The following is a 17028-nucleotide window of genomic DNA, read 5'->3' as shown; positions in this document are numbered from 1 at the left end:
TAAAAAAGAGCTGCTTATATCATTTGAGCTCTAAATTAAGTATAATAAATTTATAACATTATACCACTGAACTGTAAAAATCAAAAGAAAATCTATTGCATGCTTATTTAGGAGGGTTTTGTTTGAACGAAAACAAACGAAATGATATTTTAAAACTAATTGCCGTGGCGGCAATGACCATAGATCATACAGGCGCATTATTTTTTCCCAATCAAGTACTTTTTAGAATAATCGGAAGGATTGCATTTCCGATATTTGCTTATCATATAGCCTTGGGATTTAAACATACAAGCAATATAAAAAGATACCTTGTCCGATTAGGAGGCTTTGCGGTTTTATCCATCGTGCCATTTTATTTGTTTTCAATGGCCATCTATGGCAACCCGCGTTACCAAAATGTTATTTTTACTTTTTTCTTTTCACTGTTTTTTTTGTATTTGATCGATAATAAAAAATATTTGATAAGTTTGACATCAGTGGTTATTCCTTTAATAGTACTTGAATATCTTGGTTTCACATTTGATTACGGTTTATACGGAATTGGAATGGTTTTGGTATTTTATCTTTTTTCAAGTCCAGTATGCCAGTCGACTTTAATCTTGATTTTAACTTTGGCTTATCAGATGATAAGGTTGCATATCAACGGATACAATGTATTATATGCTTTTACGAGCATTCAAATTTTTTCTGTTCTGGCGGTCTTTCTAATACATTCAAAGATTAAAATAAGTATAAAATTGCCCAAGGGATTTTTCTATGTTTATTATCCTGTTCATATGATGTTGTTGATTTTAATTTACAATATGATGTTTTAATATTATAATGTTAGTTATGCCAAAATTGCATTTGTTGATTTTGGAGAGTTTATTTAATATAATTACCGTAGATATTACTTATGGAAATCAAATGGAGGCGCTAAAATGAAGTGGATCGAAGTTCAAATCAAGACAACACCTGAAGCCGAAGAAGCTGTATCAAATATTTTTTATGAAGAAGGTGCGGAGGGAGTTGTTATAGAATCGCCGAACGACTTGTTTATCATGAAAAAAAACAATCCTTTAAATTGGGATTATTATGACGAATCATTGTTGGAAATGGATCCTGAAACTACGATAATAAAGGGCTATTTGAACGAGACCACTGATTATTTTGAACAAATCAATTCCATATTAGACAGACTGAAGACTTTGCCTTCGTGTGGTTTGAACCCGGGAAGTTGTGAGCTTACGATAACTGAAGTAAATCAGGAAGACTGGTCTAATTCATGGAAAAAATATTATAAGCCGGTTAAAGTAGGAAATAATTTTATTATCAAGCCCACTTGGGAGAATTATTATAAGGAAGAAGGAGATCTGGTAATCGAAATCGACCCTGGTATGGCGTTCGGTTCAGGACTTCATGAAACGACTCAGCTATGCATCGGAAATCTTGAGCAATACGTTAAAGCTGGAGATGTCGTTATAGACATTGGGTGTGGATCCGGAATCCTTGCGTTGGCTGCAGGAAAGTTAAAGTGTGAAAAAGTCATAGCTGTCGATTTGGATTCAATGGCAGTCAAGGTAGCCCGCGAAAACGTAGAAAAGAACAACCTTGAAAATCTGATCGAAGTCAGGGAAGGTGACTTGATGGATGTAATAGATGAGCAGGCTGATGTGATAGTTGCAAACATTTTGGCAGAAGTGATAATAAACCTGACTGATCAAATAAAACCATTTCTCAAAAAGGGCGGACTTTTTGTTTCTTCTGGAATCATAATCGATAAACTCGATGATGTCGTCGACAAGGTTACCGCAGAGGGATTCGAAATCGTTGAAATTGAAAAGCTGAATGACTGGGCCTCAGTAGTGGCCAGAAAGAAATAGGTGTGATATGCACAGATTTTTTATAGATGAAAGCTTTATCGATTTGGAATCCGGTCGAATAACCATCACGGGCGAAGATCACATGCACATTTCCAAATCTTTGCGAATGAGAGTCGGGGAAAAGGTTGTGATCTGTGATGGGAAATCCAACGATTATATTTGTGAAATTGATGAAATCAATAAAAAGGAAACATTGCTGTCTATTGTTGATTCAATACGTAATGATGCAGAAATGGATGTTCGTGTAACTTTGTATCAGGGTTTGTCAAAAGGTCATAAGATGGATACGACGATACAAAAATGCGTGGAACTGGGGGTAGACAAAATCACTCCAGTAATCACTGAAAGAACGGTATCATTGCCTTCTGATAAAGATAAAAAGATTCAACGATGGAATAAAATCTCAATGGAGGCTGCAAAACAATCCGGCAGAGGAATGATTCCTGAAGTGACCGAGATATTGAGTTTTCAGAAAATGATTGAAAAAATAAAGAATGATGATCTAAAGCTTGTGGCATACGAAAATGAAAGATCCGTGACATTGAAGGATTTAATGGAAGAAAACAAAAGACCTGGCTCAATAGGTATAATTATAGGACCAGAAGGTGGATTTACTTCGGAAGAAATAGCAAAGCTGCAGCAATGTGAGGGAAAACCCATTAGCTTGGGAAAACGAATATTAAGAACGGAAACCGCAGCCATGGCGCTGATGGCGATGTTGGTGTATAGATACGAACTGTAATGGGAGGAATTAAATGAAAAAAGCCGCCATACATACTTTGGGGTGCAAAGTAAACACATATGACAGTGAAGCAATAATGGAGTTGCTTGAAAGTGAAGGCTATCAAATCATAGATTTTCATGACAAGGCTGACGTATATATAATAAATACTTGTACGGTGACGAATCTGGGTGATAAAAAATCCAGGCAAATGATAAGACGTGCAAAAAAAAATAATCCGGAGGCTTTTATCATAGTTTGCGGATGCTACGCTCAGACTGCAAGTGAAAAATTGGAGGAAATGCCGGAGATAGATTTGATCATCGGTAACAACGATAGGCATAAAATAATCTCGTATATTGAAGAAGCCGTATCAAAAGGCTTGAGGATCAATGCAGTAAAGGATATTATGAAGATTAGGGAATACGAGGAACTGGAAATCAATCATATCCATGGTCGTGAGAGAGGATTTATAAAAATCCAGGAAGGCTGCGATCAATTTTGTACTTATTGCATTATACCTTATGCAAGGGGTCCCGTGAGAAGTAGAAGGCCTGAAAATATTATTTCAGAAGCTAAAAGAATGATAGCAAACGGCAATACTGAGTTGGTGCTTACAGGAATAAACATCTCCAAATATGGAAAAGATCTTGGCAATATAAATTTGATGGGGTTGCTTGAAAAGCTGGATACATTGGAAGATCTCCATCGAATCAGGATCAGTTCATTGGAACCGACTGTATTGACTGAAGAATTTGTTGAGCAATTAACATCTATAGGCAAGTTGTGTGATCATTTTCACATTTCGCTCCAAAGCGGATCACAAAAAACTTTGAAAGACATGAAAAGAAAATATGATAAAGACGAATACATGAAAGTCATAGAGAACATAAGGAAGTTTTATCCGGACGCTTCTATTACTACAGATATAATGGTAGGATTCCCGGGAGAAACCCAGGAAGATTTTGAAGAAACTCTTCAGTTTGTTAAAAAGATAGGATTCTCTGACATGCATGTTTTTAAATATTCTAGACGGGAAGGCACTCCAGCGGCTGAATATGAAAATCAGGTCGATGAAACAGTTAAAGATCAAAGAAGTGCAACTTTGATGGAATTGGCAAAACAGATGAAAGCTGATTATGAAAAACAATATCTGGGCAATGTGGTAGAAGTTCTATTTGAACATGAAGTGTCTGATGCAACTAATACATTTCAAGGTCACACAAAGAATTATTTGACAGTTCAGGCATGTTCGGATGCAAATATCGAGTCTCGCATCTTAAAAGTTGAATTATGCAGGATCAATAATGGGGTCCTATTTGGAAAAATAGTGAACTAAGGAGGATTTTTATGGAAGATTGTTTGTTTTGTAAAATAGCTAGAAAAGAAATACCTGCGGAAATTGTTTATGAGGATGACAACATAATAGCTATCAAGGATATAGATCCTCAAGCGCCGATCCATGTCTTGATCATACCCAAGGAACATTATGAATCAATATTGACGGTATCCGCAGGGAACAACATAATATCCGAAATCCACATCATAGCAAACAGGCTTGCTGTTAAATTTGGCATAGTAGATTCTGGATTTAGATTGGTCAACAATTGTGGAGAAAACGGTGGTCAGACAGTGGACCATTTGCATTATCATTTGCTCGGTGGAAGAAGTCTCTCATGGCCTCCAGGTTAATAGGTTCAAAGTTGAACAGTTATATTGACAGAAGTCATGATGCTGATATATAATACTAGTTGTTGTAAATACCCGCTACAAAACTATTACTATTTCTGTTGCATTATTGTAGTAGAGGGGAGGGTGGAAAATGTCTGAAGTTAAAATAAAAGATGGCGAGTCATTGGAAAATGCACTTCGCAGATTTAAAAAGAAAACTGCCAGGGCTGGGGTAATGTCTGAAATTAGAAAGAGAGAGCATTACGAAAAGCCAAGTGTTAAAAGGAAAAAGAAATCCGAGGCGGCCAGAAAGAGAAATAAGAAAGTAAGATAAGGGGTGATAAAATGTCACTCAAAGATCAATTGATGTCAGATTTGAAGACAGCAATGAAAGAGAAAGACAGTATTAGAAAAGCGACCATAACCATGGTCAGGGCTGCGATACTTCAAAATGAAAAGGACAACAAGACAGAACTTTCTGATGAAGACGTGTTGGGGGTAATATCCAAACAGGTCAAACAAAGAAAAGATTCTTTGTCAGAGTTCGAAAAGGCTCAAAGGGACGATCTTGTGGATCAGGCCCGGAAGGAATTGGAAATTTTGATGGATTACCTCCCAAAGCAATTGACAGAAGAAGAAGTTAGAAAGATCGTGTCAGATACCATCGATGAAGTGGGTGCTACATCAGTTAAAGACATGGGTAAGGTCATGTCAGCGGTAATGCCGAAAGTTAAAGGTAAAGCCGATGGTGCCCTTATCAACAAATGCGTCAAAGAAATTCTAAATGCGTAAGCATTGAAAGCTACCGTTAATTCGGTAGCTTTTGTTTATATTGGAATAAATCTCCTTCATGTGTTAATATAATCTTATTGAAATTCTATTTTAGGAGGACGTTGTTTGGAAATAGCTGCGGAAAAGAACATAATTGTCAATGATGCTGAGACCGTTATGAAATTGTATGGGAAATTTGATGAACATGCAAAGGAAATAGAGAAAAGACTGAACATAACAATGAATACAAGAGACAACAACATTAAACTTACGGGCGATGAAGTTGATTTGGCTAAAGCTGAAAGTGTAATTAAAGCTTTGATAGAAATGATCGAAGCGAAAAGACCGGTTGATGAACAAAGTTTAAGATATATAATAGATTTGGCGGAAAAAGGGGAAGTAGTAGATCTTGAGAGTTTAAACGAGATCGTATGCTACACGGCCAGAGGCAAGAAAATCATGCCCAAGACCTTGGGACAAAAGTCATATATAAAAGCCATTGAAAAAAATCAAGTCATATTTGGAATTGGACCGGCAGGAACCGGAAAAACATATTTGGCAATGGCAATGGCGGTAAAAGCATTCAAGAGAGAGGAAGTAAGCAGGATCATTTTAACGAGACCTGCTGTGGAAGCTGGTGAGAGCCTGGGATTTTTACCGGGGGATCTTCAGGACAAAGTAGATCCATATCTCAGGCCTCTATACGATGCACTTTATGATATTCTAGGTGCTGAGACCTTTGCAAAATTGAAGGAAAAAGGTTTGATAGAGGTTGCACCTTTGGCATATATGCGGGGAAGGACCCTGGATGATTCCTTTATAATTTTGGATGAAGCTCAAAACACCACACCCGAACAAATGAAAATGTTTCTGACGAGATTGGGGTTTGGCTCAAAAGCTATCGTGACCGGAGATATAACACAGATAGATTTACCGGGAGGAAAGATTTCGGGCTTGGTCAAAGTAACGAAAATTTTGAAAGACATAGAAGGGATATCTTTTGTGTTTTTAACTCAAAGAGACGTTGTACGACATAAATTGGTACAAAAGATTATTAATGCCTACGAAGCATACGAAAACATTAAAAAGAATACGAGTGGTGATAACAATAAAAATCAAAGAGAAGAAAAGCAGCATCGTGGATTCAACAAAAAAGACAAATAATTCTAAAAAATTTAATATTCAGATTTTTACGGCATTGGTCGGATTTTTGTTGATTTACGCTATAATGGTGTTTTTAGCTTTACCACCCAACTATAATTACGATCAAGGGGATGTAGCGACCGAAAATATATTTGCACCTACAACGATCGTGGACGAAAAAACTACGGAAAAGCTGAAATCTCAAGCAGCGGCATCTGTTGAACAGATATATACAAAAATAGATGATGTCAATACCAATATAAAAGAAACGATCGAAGGTTTTTTTAGTGTGGTCTCATCTCAGGAATTAACAGAAGACGTAATCACGCAATTAAGAACAAGATATATGGATTTGTCCGATGTGGCTTTCGAGTCTTTAAACAGTTTGAGTTCCGAAGAAATCAACAAAGTCGAAAATGCGGTACTTGAGACATTGGACAGACTTTATGCTGATGAGATCAATATACAAGATGTGGAGACAAAAAAAGAAGAAGCTAGAAATTTAATAGCTGAAAGGGACTTGTATAATGAATCTCTGGGTATGGAAATCATAAACAAAGTTATACAACCAAACATGATATTGGATGTTGAGAAGACTCAGCAAGCAGTAGAAGATGCTAGAAGCAAGGTGCAAACAGTCACATATGAAGAGGGAGAACTTCTTGTTGAGGAGGGGGAGATACTTTCTTCAGAAAAAATCGATTTGTTGGTTTCCAATAATATGATGAGAAACAGTTATCTGGATGACCCGTATTTGATAATCGGAGTGTTCACTCTGCTGGTGACGATATTCGGGATATACTATATCTATCTCAAAAAATTTTATAAAGTTCTCATATTGAATGATAAAAGCAGATTTGCCATAGTGGTGATCATGTTTTCTTTCATGGTGATGATGACTATTCCCATAAGTGCATTTTCTCCGTATCTGGTTCCTGTCAGCATGATGGCCATGACTATAGCTTTACTCACTGACAAGAGACTGGCTATTACGACAACAGTATTTTTTGTGATAATTTCTGCATTTGGATCAAATTTGAATATTATCCAAATAATTCTATATCTTTTAAATGGATATATAGGTGCTATTGGGATGATAAAAATCACCAAAAGAGCAGATGTCTTAAGAACAGGGTCGCTGGTTTCAATTACAAATCTTGTATTGATAGGGTCGTATAATCTGATAAATCACAACTTTGGTCTAAACGGAATTATAGATATGGCCTATGGGACGGTAAACGGCGTTATTTCTGCAATTCTTACATTAGGAACCCTGGTCATATGGGAATATGCATTTGACATTACAACACCTATAATGTTGATGGAGCTTGCAAATCCAAACCACCCTTTATTGAAGAAACTGATGAACAACGCACCGGGAACGTATCACCACAGTATAATCGTAGGAAATCTTGCAGAGAATGCAGCTGAAAAAATTGGCGCTAATTCTTTGCTTGTCAGAGTTGGCGCTTACTATCATGATATAGGTAAAAGTCTGTCGCCGGTTTATTTTACCGAAAATCAAATGGGTGACATTAATCCCCATGACTATATATCACCTGAGAAGAGTGTCCAAATCATAAAAAATCACGTAACCAAAGGCTATGAAATGGCAAAAGAATTTAAGATACCATACGAGATCAGAAATTTTATTCTTACACATCATGGCGATGGTGCGATCGAATTCTTTTATCATAAAGCCGTTGAAAACAAAGAAAATCCGGAAATCGATAAATTTAAATATGAAGCGCACAGACCCATTTCAAAAGAGGAGGGGATCTTGGCACTAGCTGATTCTGTTGAAGCTGCTGTGAGGAGTATTCAAGGTATAAATGAAGAAAAGATAATCGATAGGGTTGAGAAGATTTTTCAGAAAAAATTAAATGACGGCATGCTCGATGATTGTAATCTTAGTTTGAAGGAAATAAAGACGATCAAAGAAGTGTTCATAAAAGTGCTGAACAGCGTTTATCACCAACGAATCGAATATCCGGAAATGGAAGAAAAGAAGGAGAGTTGAGATATGGAAATTTTCATCGATAATAGAACCGACGAAACAATCGACGATGAACTTGTTGACCTTATCAATAAAACGGTCGAAGCTGCAATTAAAATCGAAAAATTTACGTTTGACTACGAAGTGGCAATTTCCATCGTTGCAGAAGAGGAAATCAAAAAGTTGAACAGGGACTATCGTTCCAAGGACTCTGTGACCGATGTCTTGTCTTTTCCCATGTATGAAGAAGGAGATATTGAACCGGTTCAGTTGGGAGATATCATTATTTGTTTTAAGAGGGCAGTTGAGCAGTCTGAAGAGTACGGGCATGATTTTCGGAGAGAAATCAGTTACTTGACAGCCCATGGCATGTTGCATCTTTTGGGGTACGACCATATGCAGGAAGATGACAAAAGAGTCATGAGATCCAAAGAAAAAGAGATAATGGATATTCTTGAATTGAAAAGGTGATTGGATGAAGCCTGTTAGATCAATAATAAAGAGTTTTGAATATGCATACGAAGGTATATCTTATTGTCTGAAAACCCAAAGGAATATGCGCATTCATTTTACTTTTGTAGCGTTGGTTATTGCTGCGGGAATGTATTTTGATATACACATGGTGGAATGGACGGGGCTATTTATAACGTTCAGTCTCGTTATTACAAGCGAGATGTTTAATACCGCCATCGAAAAGGTTGTGGACATGATTACGGAAGACTATCACGAAAAGGCAAAAATTGCAAAAGATGTTGCTGCAGGCGCAGTTCTGATAAATGCCATTGTAGCTGTTTTTGTAGGGTACTTGGTATTTTTTCACAGAATCGTAGAGGTGTTGTATAATTGGATAAGATAAATCAGGATTTTAAAGAGTTGATCGAGGTCGCACAAGAGAGCAAGAAAAATGCGTATGTACCTTATTCCGGATTCAAGGTAGGAGCTGCTGTCATGACCGGGGATGGGAAAATTTACGGCGGTTGCAATGTGGAAAACGCATCTTATGGAGCGACAAACTGCGCTGAAAGAACCGCTGTTTTCAAGGCGGTTTCAGAGGGGCATACTGATATCAAGGCGATAGCCATTTCAGGCGACACTAAAGAGCACCTGTATCCCTGTGGCATTTGTCGCCAGGTTTTAATAGAGTTTGGTGATGATATAATAATTGTTTTGATGAATAAAAATGGAGAAGCGAAGCTTACCACAATAGGAAAGCTTTTACCCAACAGTTTTACAAATAAAGATATGGAAGAGGTTCAAGATGGGATTTAAATCAGGATTTATAAGCATAATAGGTAGGCCTAATGTAGGAAAATCTACGCTATTGAACAATATATTGGGGGAAAAAATGGTAATTATATCCTCCAAACCCCAGACGACCCGTAATGTGATCAGGTGTGTACATACGACTGATGATTATCAGATGGTATTTTTAGATACACCCGGGATACACAAACCCAAAAATAAACTGGGAAACATCATGGTAGACGGAGCGACGTCGGCTATGCGAGAAGTGGATTTGATATTGTTTCTAACCGACGATATGAAAGCGCCGGGGCCGGGAGATAAGTTCATACTTGAAGCATTGAAAGATATTAATATTCCTAAAATACTTGTATTGAATAAAATAGATCTGGTAAAAAAAGAAGAAATATTAGCGAAAATAGACATAATGAAGGAATATGATTATTTTGATGAGATAGTTCCGATCAGTGCTGATAGAGGAGAAAATGTTGACAGACTATTGGAGATAATGAAAAAGTATCTTCCGGAGGGGCCTATGTATTTCCCCGAGGACATGATCACGGAACAACCGGAAAAGGTAATAGTTGCAGAACTGATTAGGGAAAAGGCCCTGCAAAGCTTGGATGAAGAGATACCCCATGGAATAGCTGTGGAAATAATGTCCATGAAAGAAAGAAAAAAAGGTTCGCTGATCGATATAGAGGCAACTATCTACACGGAAAAAAAATCTCACAAGGGTATAATTATAGGAAAAGGCGGTTCCATGCTCAAAAAAATTGGCACAAAAGCCAGAAGAGACATAGAGAATCTGTTGGGAACGCAGGTCAATCTTCAGCTATGGGTAAAAATCAAGGAAGACTGGCGCGACAAAGACTTTGACTTAAGAAGCTTTGGTTATAACCAGGACAAAAACAGGTAAAAACATGGCTATGGACAAGGCGGCAGGGTTGGTTATCAAATCCATGAATTACGGTGAAAACGATAAAATCATAACATTATTTACTAAAGAACACGGTAAGATAACTGCCATGGTCAAAGGAGCACGAAATCCCAAAAGCGCATTTATGGGGGCCACCCAGCTTTTTTGTTACAGTAACTTCGTATACTACACAGGAAGGAGCTTTGCTTATCTCAATCAAGCTGAGATAGTAGAGTCTTTTCACAAATTAAGAAATGATTTGGGTAAATTATCCAAGGCGGCATATTTTGTCGAAGCAATTGATCTTTCATTTGAGAATTACGAATCCGATTATCAGGTTTTGCGAATGGCATTGAATCTGTTGTACTTTTTGAATAGCAATTCGCTGAAAGACGATAATATTGTGCTGCTCGCCTTTCAATTAAAATTTTTGTCAGCATTGGGATTTGGACTTAACTTCTCAGAGTGCGGCATTTGCGGGAAACCTTCCGATTTATCAGGTTTGATGCCTTCAGAAGGCGTGTTTCTATGTAAAGATTGCCTCAAGACAAATGGTGCTTCTTATATTTTAAATCGAGAAGAGATATCATATCTGGAAAATATTCATAGATCATCATTGAAAGCATTGATATGTATGGATAAAATCCCCCAAAGGTGGTTGTACATTTCGGATATATTAAATAAGATACTGGAAAGTCATGTAGGAAGAAGAATCAAATCATTTGAATTTATTGCAAATAACATTTGACAAAGCAGCAAAAATTTTGTTAACTTATAATAACGAAAATTTAATACGATGCTATGAAAAAGAAGAGTAGAAAGAGATTGGTTTTTAGAGAGAAAAGGACGGTGGGAGCTTTTCAGCTTAATCTTTTGAAGGGAGCTTTTGAGCATCTTCATTAAAAGTGGACCAAATGGTCAACTAGGGTGGAACCGCGGTCATACCGTCCCTTGCCAGGAGCAGGGGATTTTTTATTTTAAAAAATATAATGGAGGTTTGAAATGAGTGCAGAACTAAGTATGAATGAAATTGTAAGCATATGCAAAATGAGAGGAATTATTTATCCCGGCTCTGAAATTTACGGAGGCTTGGCAAATAGTTGGGATTACGGTCCCATAGGTGTTGAAATAAAGAACAATGTCAAAAAAATGTGGTGGAAAAAATTTGTTCAGGAATCTCCATTCAATGTCGGAATAGATTCTGCAATTCTTATGAATCCAAAAACATGGGAAGCTTCTGGTCACATTGGCGGATTCAATGACCCGCTTATGGATTGCAAAGAGTGCAAATCCAGGTATAGGGCTGATAAGCTAATAGAAGATTTTGGTATTGCAAATCAAAAGGAAATCATTGTAGACGGATGGGAAAACTCCAAGATGTACGATTTTATCGTGGATTACAACATTAAATGTCCAAATTGTGGAGCTTTAAACTATACGGAAATAAGGCAATTCAATTTAATGTTCAAGACTTTTCAAGGAGTCACGGAAGACACTGCAAATGAAATATTTTTGAGACCGGAAACTGCTCAGGGGATTTTCGTCAATTTTGCTAACATACAAAGATCATCCCGAAAAAAAATACCTTTTGGAATAGCTCAAATTGGAAAATCATTTAGAAATGAGATAACACCTGGAAACTTTATTTTTAGGACAAGAGAATTTGAGCAGATGGAACTAGAGTTTTTCTGTAAACCGGGAGAAGACCTGGAGTGGTTTGATTACTGGAAAAATTATTGTAAGAATTGGATATTGGGATTGGGAATTAAAGAAGAAAATTTAAGATTAAGAGACCACTCTGATGATGAATTGTCACATTACAGCAATGCAACAACAGATTTTGAATTCAAATTTCCTTTTGGTTGGGGAGAGCTGTGGGGTATAGCCGACAGGACAGATTACGATTTGAAACAGCATATGGAGCATTCCGGCAAAGATCTAAAATATACTGATCCCACTACAAATGAAAAATACATTCCTTACTGTATTGAACCGTCATTGGGCGTTGACAGAGTACTTTTGGCATTTTTGTGCAACGGTTTTGAAAATGAACAAATCGATGAAAATGACTCCAGAACAGTATTGAGGATCCACCCGGCACTGGCGGCATTTAAATGCGCAGTGTTACCACTTACCAAAAAATTAAAAGATAAAGCCTTGGAAGTATTTCAAGAATTGTCAAAAGATTTTATGATAGATTACGATGAGGCCGGTAGTATAGGAAAAAGATACAGAAGACAAGATGAAATCGGAACGCCATATTGTATTACAATAGATTTTGATACATTGGAAGACGGTACAGTTACTGTCAGGGATAGAGATTCAATGGATCAGATCAGGGTGAACATAAATGAATTGAAAAATTACATAGCTGAGAAAATTGCATACTAAAAACACAAAAAAACTTTAAAATGTAGTAGAATAATTTGAGAAATATGTTATACTTTATACGTGTTAAAACTTAATAATAGAACATACTTAACCTTGGGAGGTGTCTAAAATACAACTATCGAAGAGACAAATGGAAATTCTGGATATTGTCAAAGCGCATCAGCCTATCACAAGCGAGCAGATAGCTGAGAAAATAAATTTGACAAGAGCGACTCTAAGACCGGATCTTACAATACTTACAATGATAGGGATATTGGAAGCTCGGCCCAAGGTTGGTTATTATTACTCAGGGAAATCCTTGATAAGTGTGATGGGCAGTTTTATAAAAAATATTCATGTAATGGATGTAAAGTCCGTACCCGTAGTCGTAAGCGAAGATACTACAATATACGACGCTATTGTTACGATGTTTTTGGAAGACACGGGTAACATCTATGTTCAAAACAAGGGATTCTTGTCAGGGATAGTATCACGAAAAGACTTTATAAAGGCTACTCTGGGAAACCAGGACATCAAGTCTATGCCAGTAGCGATGATCATGACGAGAATGCCGAATATAGTATATTGTGAACAGGACGAGTCGATTTTTGATGCAGCGGTCAAGATAATAGATCACCAGGTGGATTCATTGCCAATCGTTGAAAGAGTTCGAGATGAGAAGGGCATTGAAAGATTGAAAATTATCGGTAAAATTTCCAAGACCACCATTACCAACGCTATGGTAAACATCGGCAACGATTGAGGAGGAAACAACAATGGAACCTAAAAAAAGAGGAATAATATACGTTATATCCGACTCCTTGGGCGAAACCGGGGAATTGGTGGCAAAAGCAGGCAAAATTCAGTTTAACAGCAGTATAAGTGAGATTAAAAGATATCCTTTCGTTTTGGAAAAAGACCAAATCGATGAAATACTTTATGAAGCTAAAGATCAAAAATCAGTTGTTGTATTTACTCTGGTAGTACCGGAGATGAAAGAATACATGAATGAAAAGTGCAGGCAGTACAACATACCTGCAGTAGATGTTTTGGGACCTGTAATAGACGCTCTGAAAAATATAACAAGCAGAGAACCTTTGTTTGAAGCAGGATTAAACAGAAGATTGGATGCTGATTATTTCAAAAAAGTAGAAGCTATTGAGTTTGCAGTGAAGTATGATGACGGAAAGGATTCAAGAGGAATCAAAAAAGCGGATGTAGTATTGCTTGGGATTTCCAGGACGTCGAAGACACCGCTCAGCATGTACCTTGCTCACAAAAACATAAAGGTGGCTAACATACCGTTGGTTCCCGAAGTCGATCCACCCAAGGAGCTTTTTGAACCCATCAAAGGCAAGATAATAGGATTGACCAATGATCCCGACAAATTGAACAATATACGACAGGAAAGATTAAAGGCACTTGGCCTGGACTATACGGCTACTTATGCAAATATGGGAAGAATACTCGAAGAACTGGATTTCGCTGAAAAATTATTTCATAAACTGCGTTGTCCTGTTATAAATGTTTCCACAAAAGCAATAGAGGAAACTGCAAGCATAATACTATCAATTATACGCGAGGGGGAATCAATATGAGTAATAAGTTCGTCTATCTGTTTGAAGAAGGAAATGCATCAATGAAAGCTCTACTGGGGGGGAAAGGTGCAAATTTGGCTGAAATGACCAATATAGGGCTGCCAGTACCTCCAGGTTTTACTATCTCTACTGATGCATGCAGGGCATATTACGAAAACAACAAAAGTATTACACCTGAAATTATCGATCAGATAACCAAAGATTTCAAATCCATCGAAGAAAAAACTAATAAAAAATTCGGTGACAAAGTGAATCCGCTTCTGGTTTCAGTAAGATCGGGCGCCATGTTTTCAATGCCGGGTATGATGGACACCATATTGAACCTTGGTCTTAATGACGAAACCGTTATAGCGATAGGAGAAAAAACAGACAATATGAGATTTGCGTATGACAGCTACAGAAGGTTCATTCAAATGTTCTCAGATGTTGTTTTGGAGATACCAAAGTTCAGGTTCGAGAATGTTTTGGACAAATATAAGGAAAAATTCGGTTACGAAAACGACACACAATTGACAGTGGATGATTTGAAGGACATAGTAAAGGATTTTAAAGCTATTGTAAAAAAGGAGTCTGGAAGAGATTTTCCACAAGTACCAAACGAGCAGTTGATGGAAGCGGTAAATGCTGTATTCCGATCTTGGAACAATGCCAGAGCAATCGCTTACAGAAATTTGTATGATATTCCGCACAATCTTGGAACGGCTGTCAACGTTCAATCCATGGTCTTTGGAAATATGGGGGACGATTCGGGAACCGGTGTTGCATTCACTCGTAATCCCGCAACCGGCGAGAAAAAGCTTTACGGTGAATTTTTGATGAATGCACAAGGCGAAGACGTTGTAGCCGGTATCAGGACTCCAAAGTCGATAGAGGAACTCCAGGATATCATGCCTGAAGTTTTCGAGCAATTTTCAGTGATCACAAATAATTTAGAAAACCATTACAAAGACATGCAGGATATTGAATTTACCATCGAACAAGGTAAATTATACATATTACAAACAAGAAACGGAAAGAGAACTATAAATGCGTCATTGAGAGTAGCAGTTGAAATGGTTGAAGAGGGACTTTTGACCCAGGATGAAGCTATTTTGAGAATCGATCCAAAGCAGCTGGATCAGTTGTTGCATCCTACATTTGACGGAGAAACCATGAAAATGGCAGTTCCCATTGCGACAGGTTTACCGGCTTCACCTGGAGCGGCTACAGGCAAAGTTTATTTCACGGCTGAAGATGCAGTCAAGGCTGCTTCAACAGGTGAAAAGGTGGTTTTGGTAAGAAAAGAGACTTCTCCCGAAGACATAGAAGGTATGAACGTTGCGCAAGGCATTCTTACTTCCAGGGGTGGAATGACATCACATGCAGCCGTAGTGGCAAGAGGAATGGGCAAGTGTTGCGTAGCCGGTTGTGAAATGGTCAAAGTCGATGAAGATTCAAAAATATTTGCAGTCGGTGATATTAAAATCAACGAAGGGGATTTTATATCCTTGGATGGCAGCACAGGCAAAGTTTATCCAGGCAGCATAAAGACAGTAGAACCAACATTGTCAGGTGACTTTGCCAAACTGATGAGCTGGGCTGACGATAGGAGAATACTGGGAGTCAGAACAAATGCAGATACACCTAGAGATGCGGAAACTTCTCTGTCATTTGGAGCTGAAGGGATTGGACTTTGCCGTACAGAGCACATGTTCTTTGATGAAGAAAGAATACCTGTTGTAAGGGAGATGATCTTGTCCGAGACTTTGACAAAAAGAAACAAGGCCTTAAACAAACTTCTGCCAATGCAGAAGAAAGACTTTAAAGGTTTATTCAAGGTAATGAAAGGATTCCCTGTTACTATAAGGCTGCTTGACCCGCCACTTCATGAATTTCTTCCTACGGATGAAAAAGATATAATTGCATTAGCCGAAGAAATGGAAATGAATGTTAGTGAACTGAAAGAAGTCATAAACAGTCTTCATGAGTTCAATCCAATGTTGGGGCATAGAGGGTGCCGTTTGGCAGTCACCTACCCGGAGATTGCTCAGATGCAGACGAGGGCGATCATTGAAGCTGCATTGGAAGTTGAAGATGAAGAAAAAACTACTATCATACCCGAAATAATGATACCGCTGGTCGGCATAAAATCAGAACTGGATTATGTGAAAGAGATCGTAGTCCAAACAGCTGAAAAGATAATGGAAGAAAAGGGTAAAAGAACTGATTATCTGGTAGGAACTATGATAGAAGTTCCCAGGGCGGCTTTGACAGCAGATGAAATAGCATCGAATGCAGATTTCTTCTCGTTTGGTACAAATGATTTAACCCAGATGACCTTTGGCTTTTCAAGAGATGATGCAGGTAAGTTTATTTCGGAGTATAGGGAAAAAGAAGTACTTACAGATGACCCTTTCCAAAGTATAGATGTAGACGGCGTAGGAAAACTTGTGGAAATGGCTGTCAAACTGGGCAAATCAGTTAAACCAAACATGAAAATGGGAGTATGTGGAGAACATGGAGGAGATCCTAAATCTGTTGAATTCTTCAACAAGGTAGGTTTGCAGTACGTTTCCTGCTCACCATACAGAGTCCCGATTGCAAGGCTTTCGGCAGCACAAGCTGTATTGAAAAATAATGGAACACCAGGTAGCGATCAAAGATAAAATGCACTTAACCCACTGCTAAATACCGGCGGTGGGTTTTGTATTTGGATTCTAAAAAATGCTCACGTTTAATTTTCAAAATATTGGATA

Annotated in this window: 18 protein-coding genes and 1 other annotated feature; all 18 genes read left to right on the top strand. The window is 37.8% G+C overall.

Going from position 1 to position 17028, the window contains the following annotated elements; all coding sequences use genetic code 11:
* The first annotated feature begins 122 nt into the window (after positions 1–122).
* The 18 genes from IWB18_RS06885 to ppdK all read left to right on the top strand — a co-directional run bounded on the left by IWB18_RS06885 (position 123) and on the right by ppdK (position 16938).
* Positions 123–815 carry a TraX family protein gene (locus IWB18_RS06885; protein WP_195682883.1) on the top strand — a complete coding sequence of 231 codons (693 nt, stop codon included), beginning with the start codon at positions 123–125 and terminating at the stop codon, positions 813–815.
* A 105-nt stretch (positions 816–920) separates the two neighbouring features.
* Complete coding sequence (gene prmA, locus IWB18_RS06880; protein WP_195682882.1) at positions 921–1862, top strand: 50S ribosomal protein L11 methyltransferase; 942 nt, start codon at positions 921–923, stop codon at positions 1860–1862.
* 7 nt (positions 1863–1869) lie between these two features.
* On the top strand, positions 1870–2604 hold the full coding sequence (locus IWB18_RS06875; RefSeq protein ID WP_195682881.1) for a 16S rRNA (uracil(1498)-N(3))-methyltransferase: 735 nt from the start codon (positions 1870–1872) through the stop codon (positions 2602–2604).
* 13 nt (positions 2605–2617) lie between these two features.
* Entirely contained in the window at positions 2618–3922 is a 1305-nt protein-coding gene (mtaB, locus tag IWB18_RS06870) for a tRNA (N(6)-L-threonylcarbamoyladenosine(37)-C(2))-methylthiotransferase MtaB (protein WP_195682880.1), read from the top strand.
* Positions 3923–3933: 11 nt separating this feature from the next.
* A complete protein-coding gene (locus IWB18_RS06865) occupies positions 3934–4275 on the top strand; it encodes a histidine triad nucleotide-binding protein (protein WP_195682879.1) in 342 nt (113 codons plus the stop codon).
* A 130-nt stretch (positions 4276–4405) separates the two neighbouring features.
* The gene (gene rpsU, locus IWB18_RS06860) at positions 4406–4588 is read left to right on the top strand and encodes a 30S ribosomal protein S21 (RefSeq protein WP_195682878.1); all 183 of its coding nucleotides are present in this window, start codon (positions 4406–4408) and stop codon (positions 4586–4588) included.
* 11 nt (positions 4589–4599) lie between these two features.
* Entirely contained in the window at positions 4600–5046 is a 447-nt protein-coding gene (locus IWB18_RS06855; RefSeq protein ID WP_195682877.1) for a GatB/YqeY domain-containing protein, read from the top strand.
* 105 nt (positions 5047–5151) lie between these two features.
* Entirely contained in the window at positions 5152–6189 is a 1038-nt protein-coding gene (locus IWB18_RS06850) for a PhoH family protein (protein WP_408626608.1), read from the top strand.
* Positions 6125–8188 (top strand): HD family phosphohydrolase, encoded by a 2064-nt coding sequence (locus IWB18_RS06845; protein ID WP_195682876.1) that lies wholly within the window; start codon positions 6125–6127, stop codon positions 8186–8188. The genes IWB18_RS06850 and IWB18_RS06845 overlap by 65 nt, the downstream gene beginning before the upstream one ends.
* A gap of 3 nt (positions 8189–8191) precedes the next feature.
* Complete coding sequence (gene ybeY, locus IWB18_RS06840; protein WP_195682875.1) at positions 8192–8635, top strand: rRNA maturation RNase YbeY; 444 nt, start codon at positions 8192–8194, stop codon at positions 8633–8635.
* Between the two features lie 4 nt (positions 8636–8639).
* Positions 8640–9020, top strand: coding sequence for a diacylglycerol kinase family protein (locus tag IWB18_RS06835; protein ID WP_195682874.1), 381 nt, complete (start codon positions 8640–8642; stop codon positions 9018–9020).
* Entirely contained in the window at positions 9008–9433 is a 426-nt protein-coding gene (locus IWB18_RS06830) for a cytidine deaminase (RefSeq protein ID WP_207740770.1), read from the top strand. The genes IWB18_RS06835 and IWB18_RS06830 overlap by 13 nt, the downstream gene beginning before the upstream one ends.
* Complete coding sequence (gene era, locus IWB18_RS06825; RefSeq protein WP_195682873.1) at positions 9423–10325, top strand: GTPase Era; 903 nt, start codon at positions 9423–9425, stop codon at positions 10323–10325. The genes IWB18_RS06830 and era overlap by 11 nt, the downstream gene beginning before the upstream one ends.
* A 4-nt stretch (positions 10326–10329) precedes the next feature.
* Positions 10330–11073 (top strand): DNA repair protein RecO, encoded by a 744-nt coding sequence (gene recO / locus IWB18_RS06820; RefSeq protein ID WP_195682872.1) that lies wholly within the window; start codon positions 10330–10332, stop codon positions 11071–11073.
* A gap of 44 nt (positions 11074–11117) precedes the next feature.
* Positions 11118–11280, top strand: a binding site (T-box leader).
* Between the two features lie 47 nt (positions 11281–11327).
* Positions 11328–12716, top strand: a complete 1389-nt coding sequence (locus IWB18_RS06815; RefSeq protein ID WP_195682871.1) for a glycine--tRNA ligase — start codon at positions 11328–11330, stop codon at positions 12714–12716.
* A 130-nt stretch (positions 12717–12846) separates the two neighbouring features.
* Entirely contained in the window at positions 12847–13458 is a 612-nt protein-coding gene (locus IWB18_RS06810; protein WP_207740769.1) for a helix-turn-helix transcriptional regulator, read from the top strand.
* A 13-nt stretch (positions 13459–13471) separates the two neighbouring features.
* Complete coding sequence (locus IWB18_RS06805) at positions 13472–14293, top strand: pyruvate, water dikinase regulatory protein (RefSeq protein ID WP_195682869.1); 822 nt, start codon at positions 13472–13474, stop codon at positions 14291–14293.
* Complete coding sequence (ppdK, locus tag IWB18_RS06800) at positions 14290–16938, top strand: pyruvate, phosphate dikinase (protein ID WP_195682868.1); 2649 nt, start codon at positions 14290–14292, stop codon at positions 16936–16938. The genes IWB18_RS06805 and ppdK overlap by 4 nt, the downstream gene beginning before the upstream one ends.
* Positions 16939–17028 lie beyond the last annotated feature (90 nt).

The sequence above is a fragment of the Alkalibacter mobilis genome (genome assembly GCF_015594845.1).
In the GTDB taxonomy this organism is placed as follows: Bacteria; Bacillota; Clostridia; order Eubacteriales; family Alkalibacteraceae; genus Alkalibacter; species Alkalibacter mobilis.
Note: the sequence above shows the minus strand (reverse complement) of the source record. Positions and strands in the feature narration are given on the sequence as shown.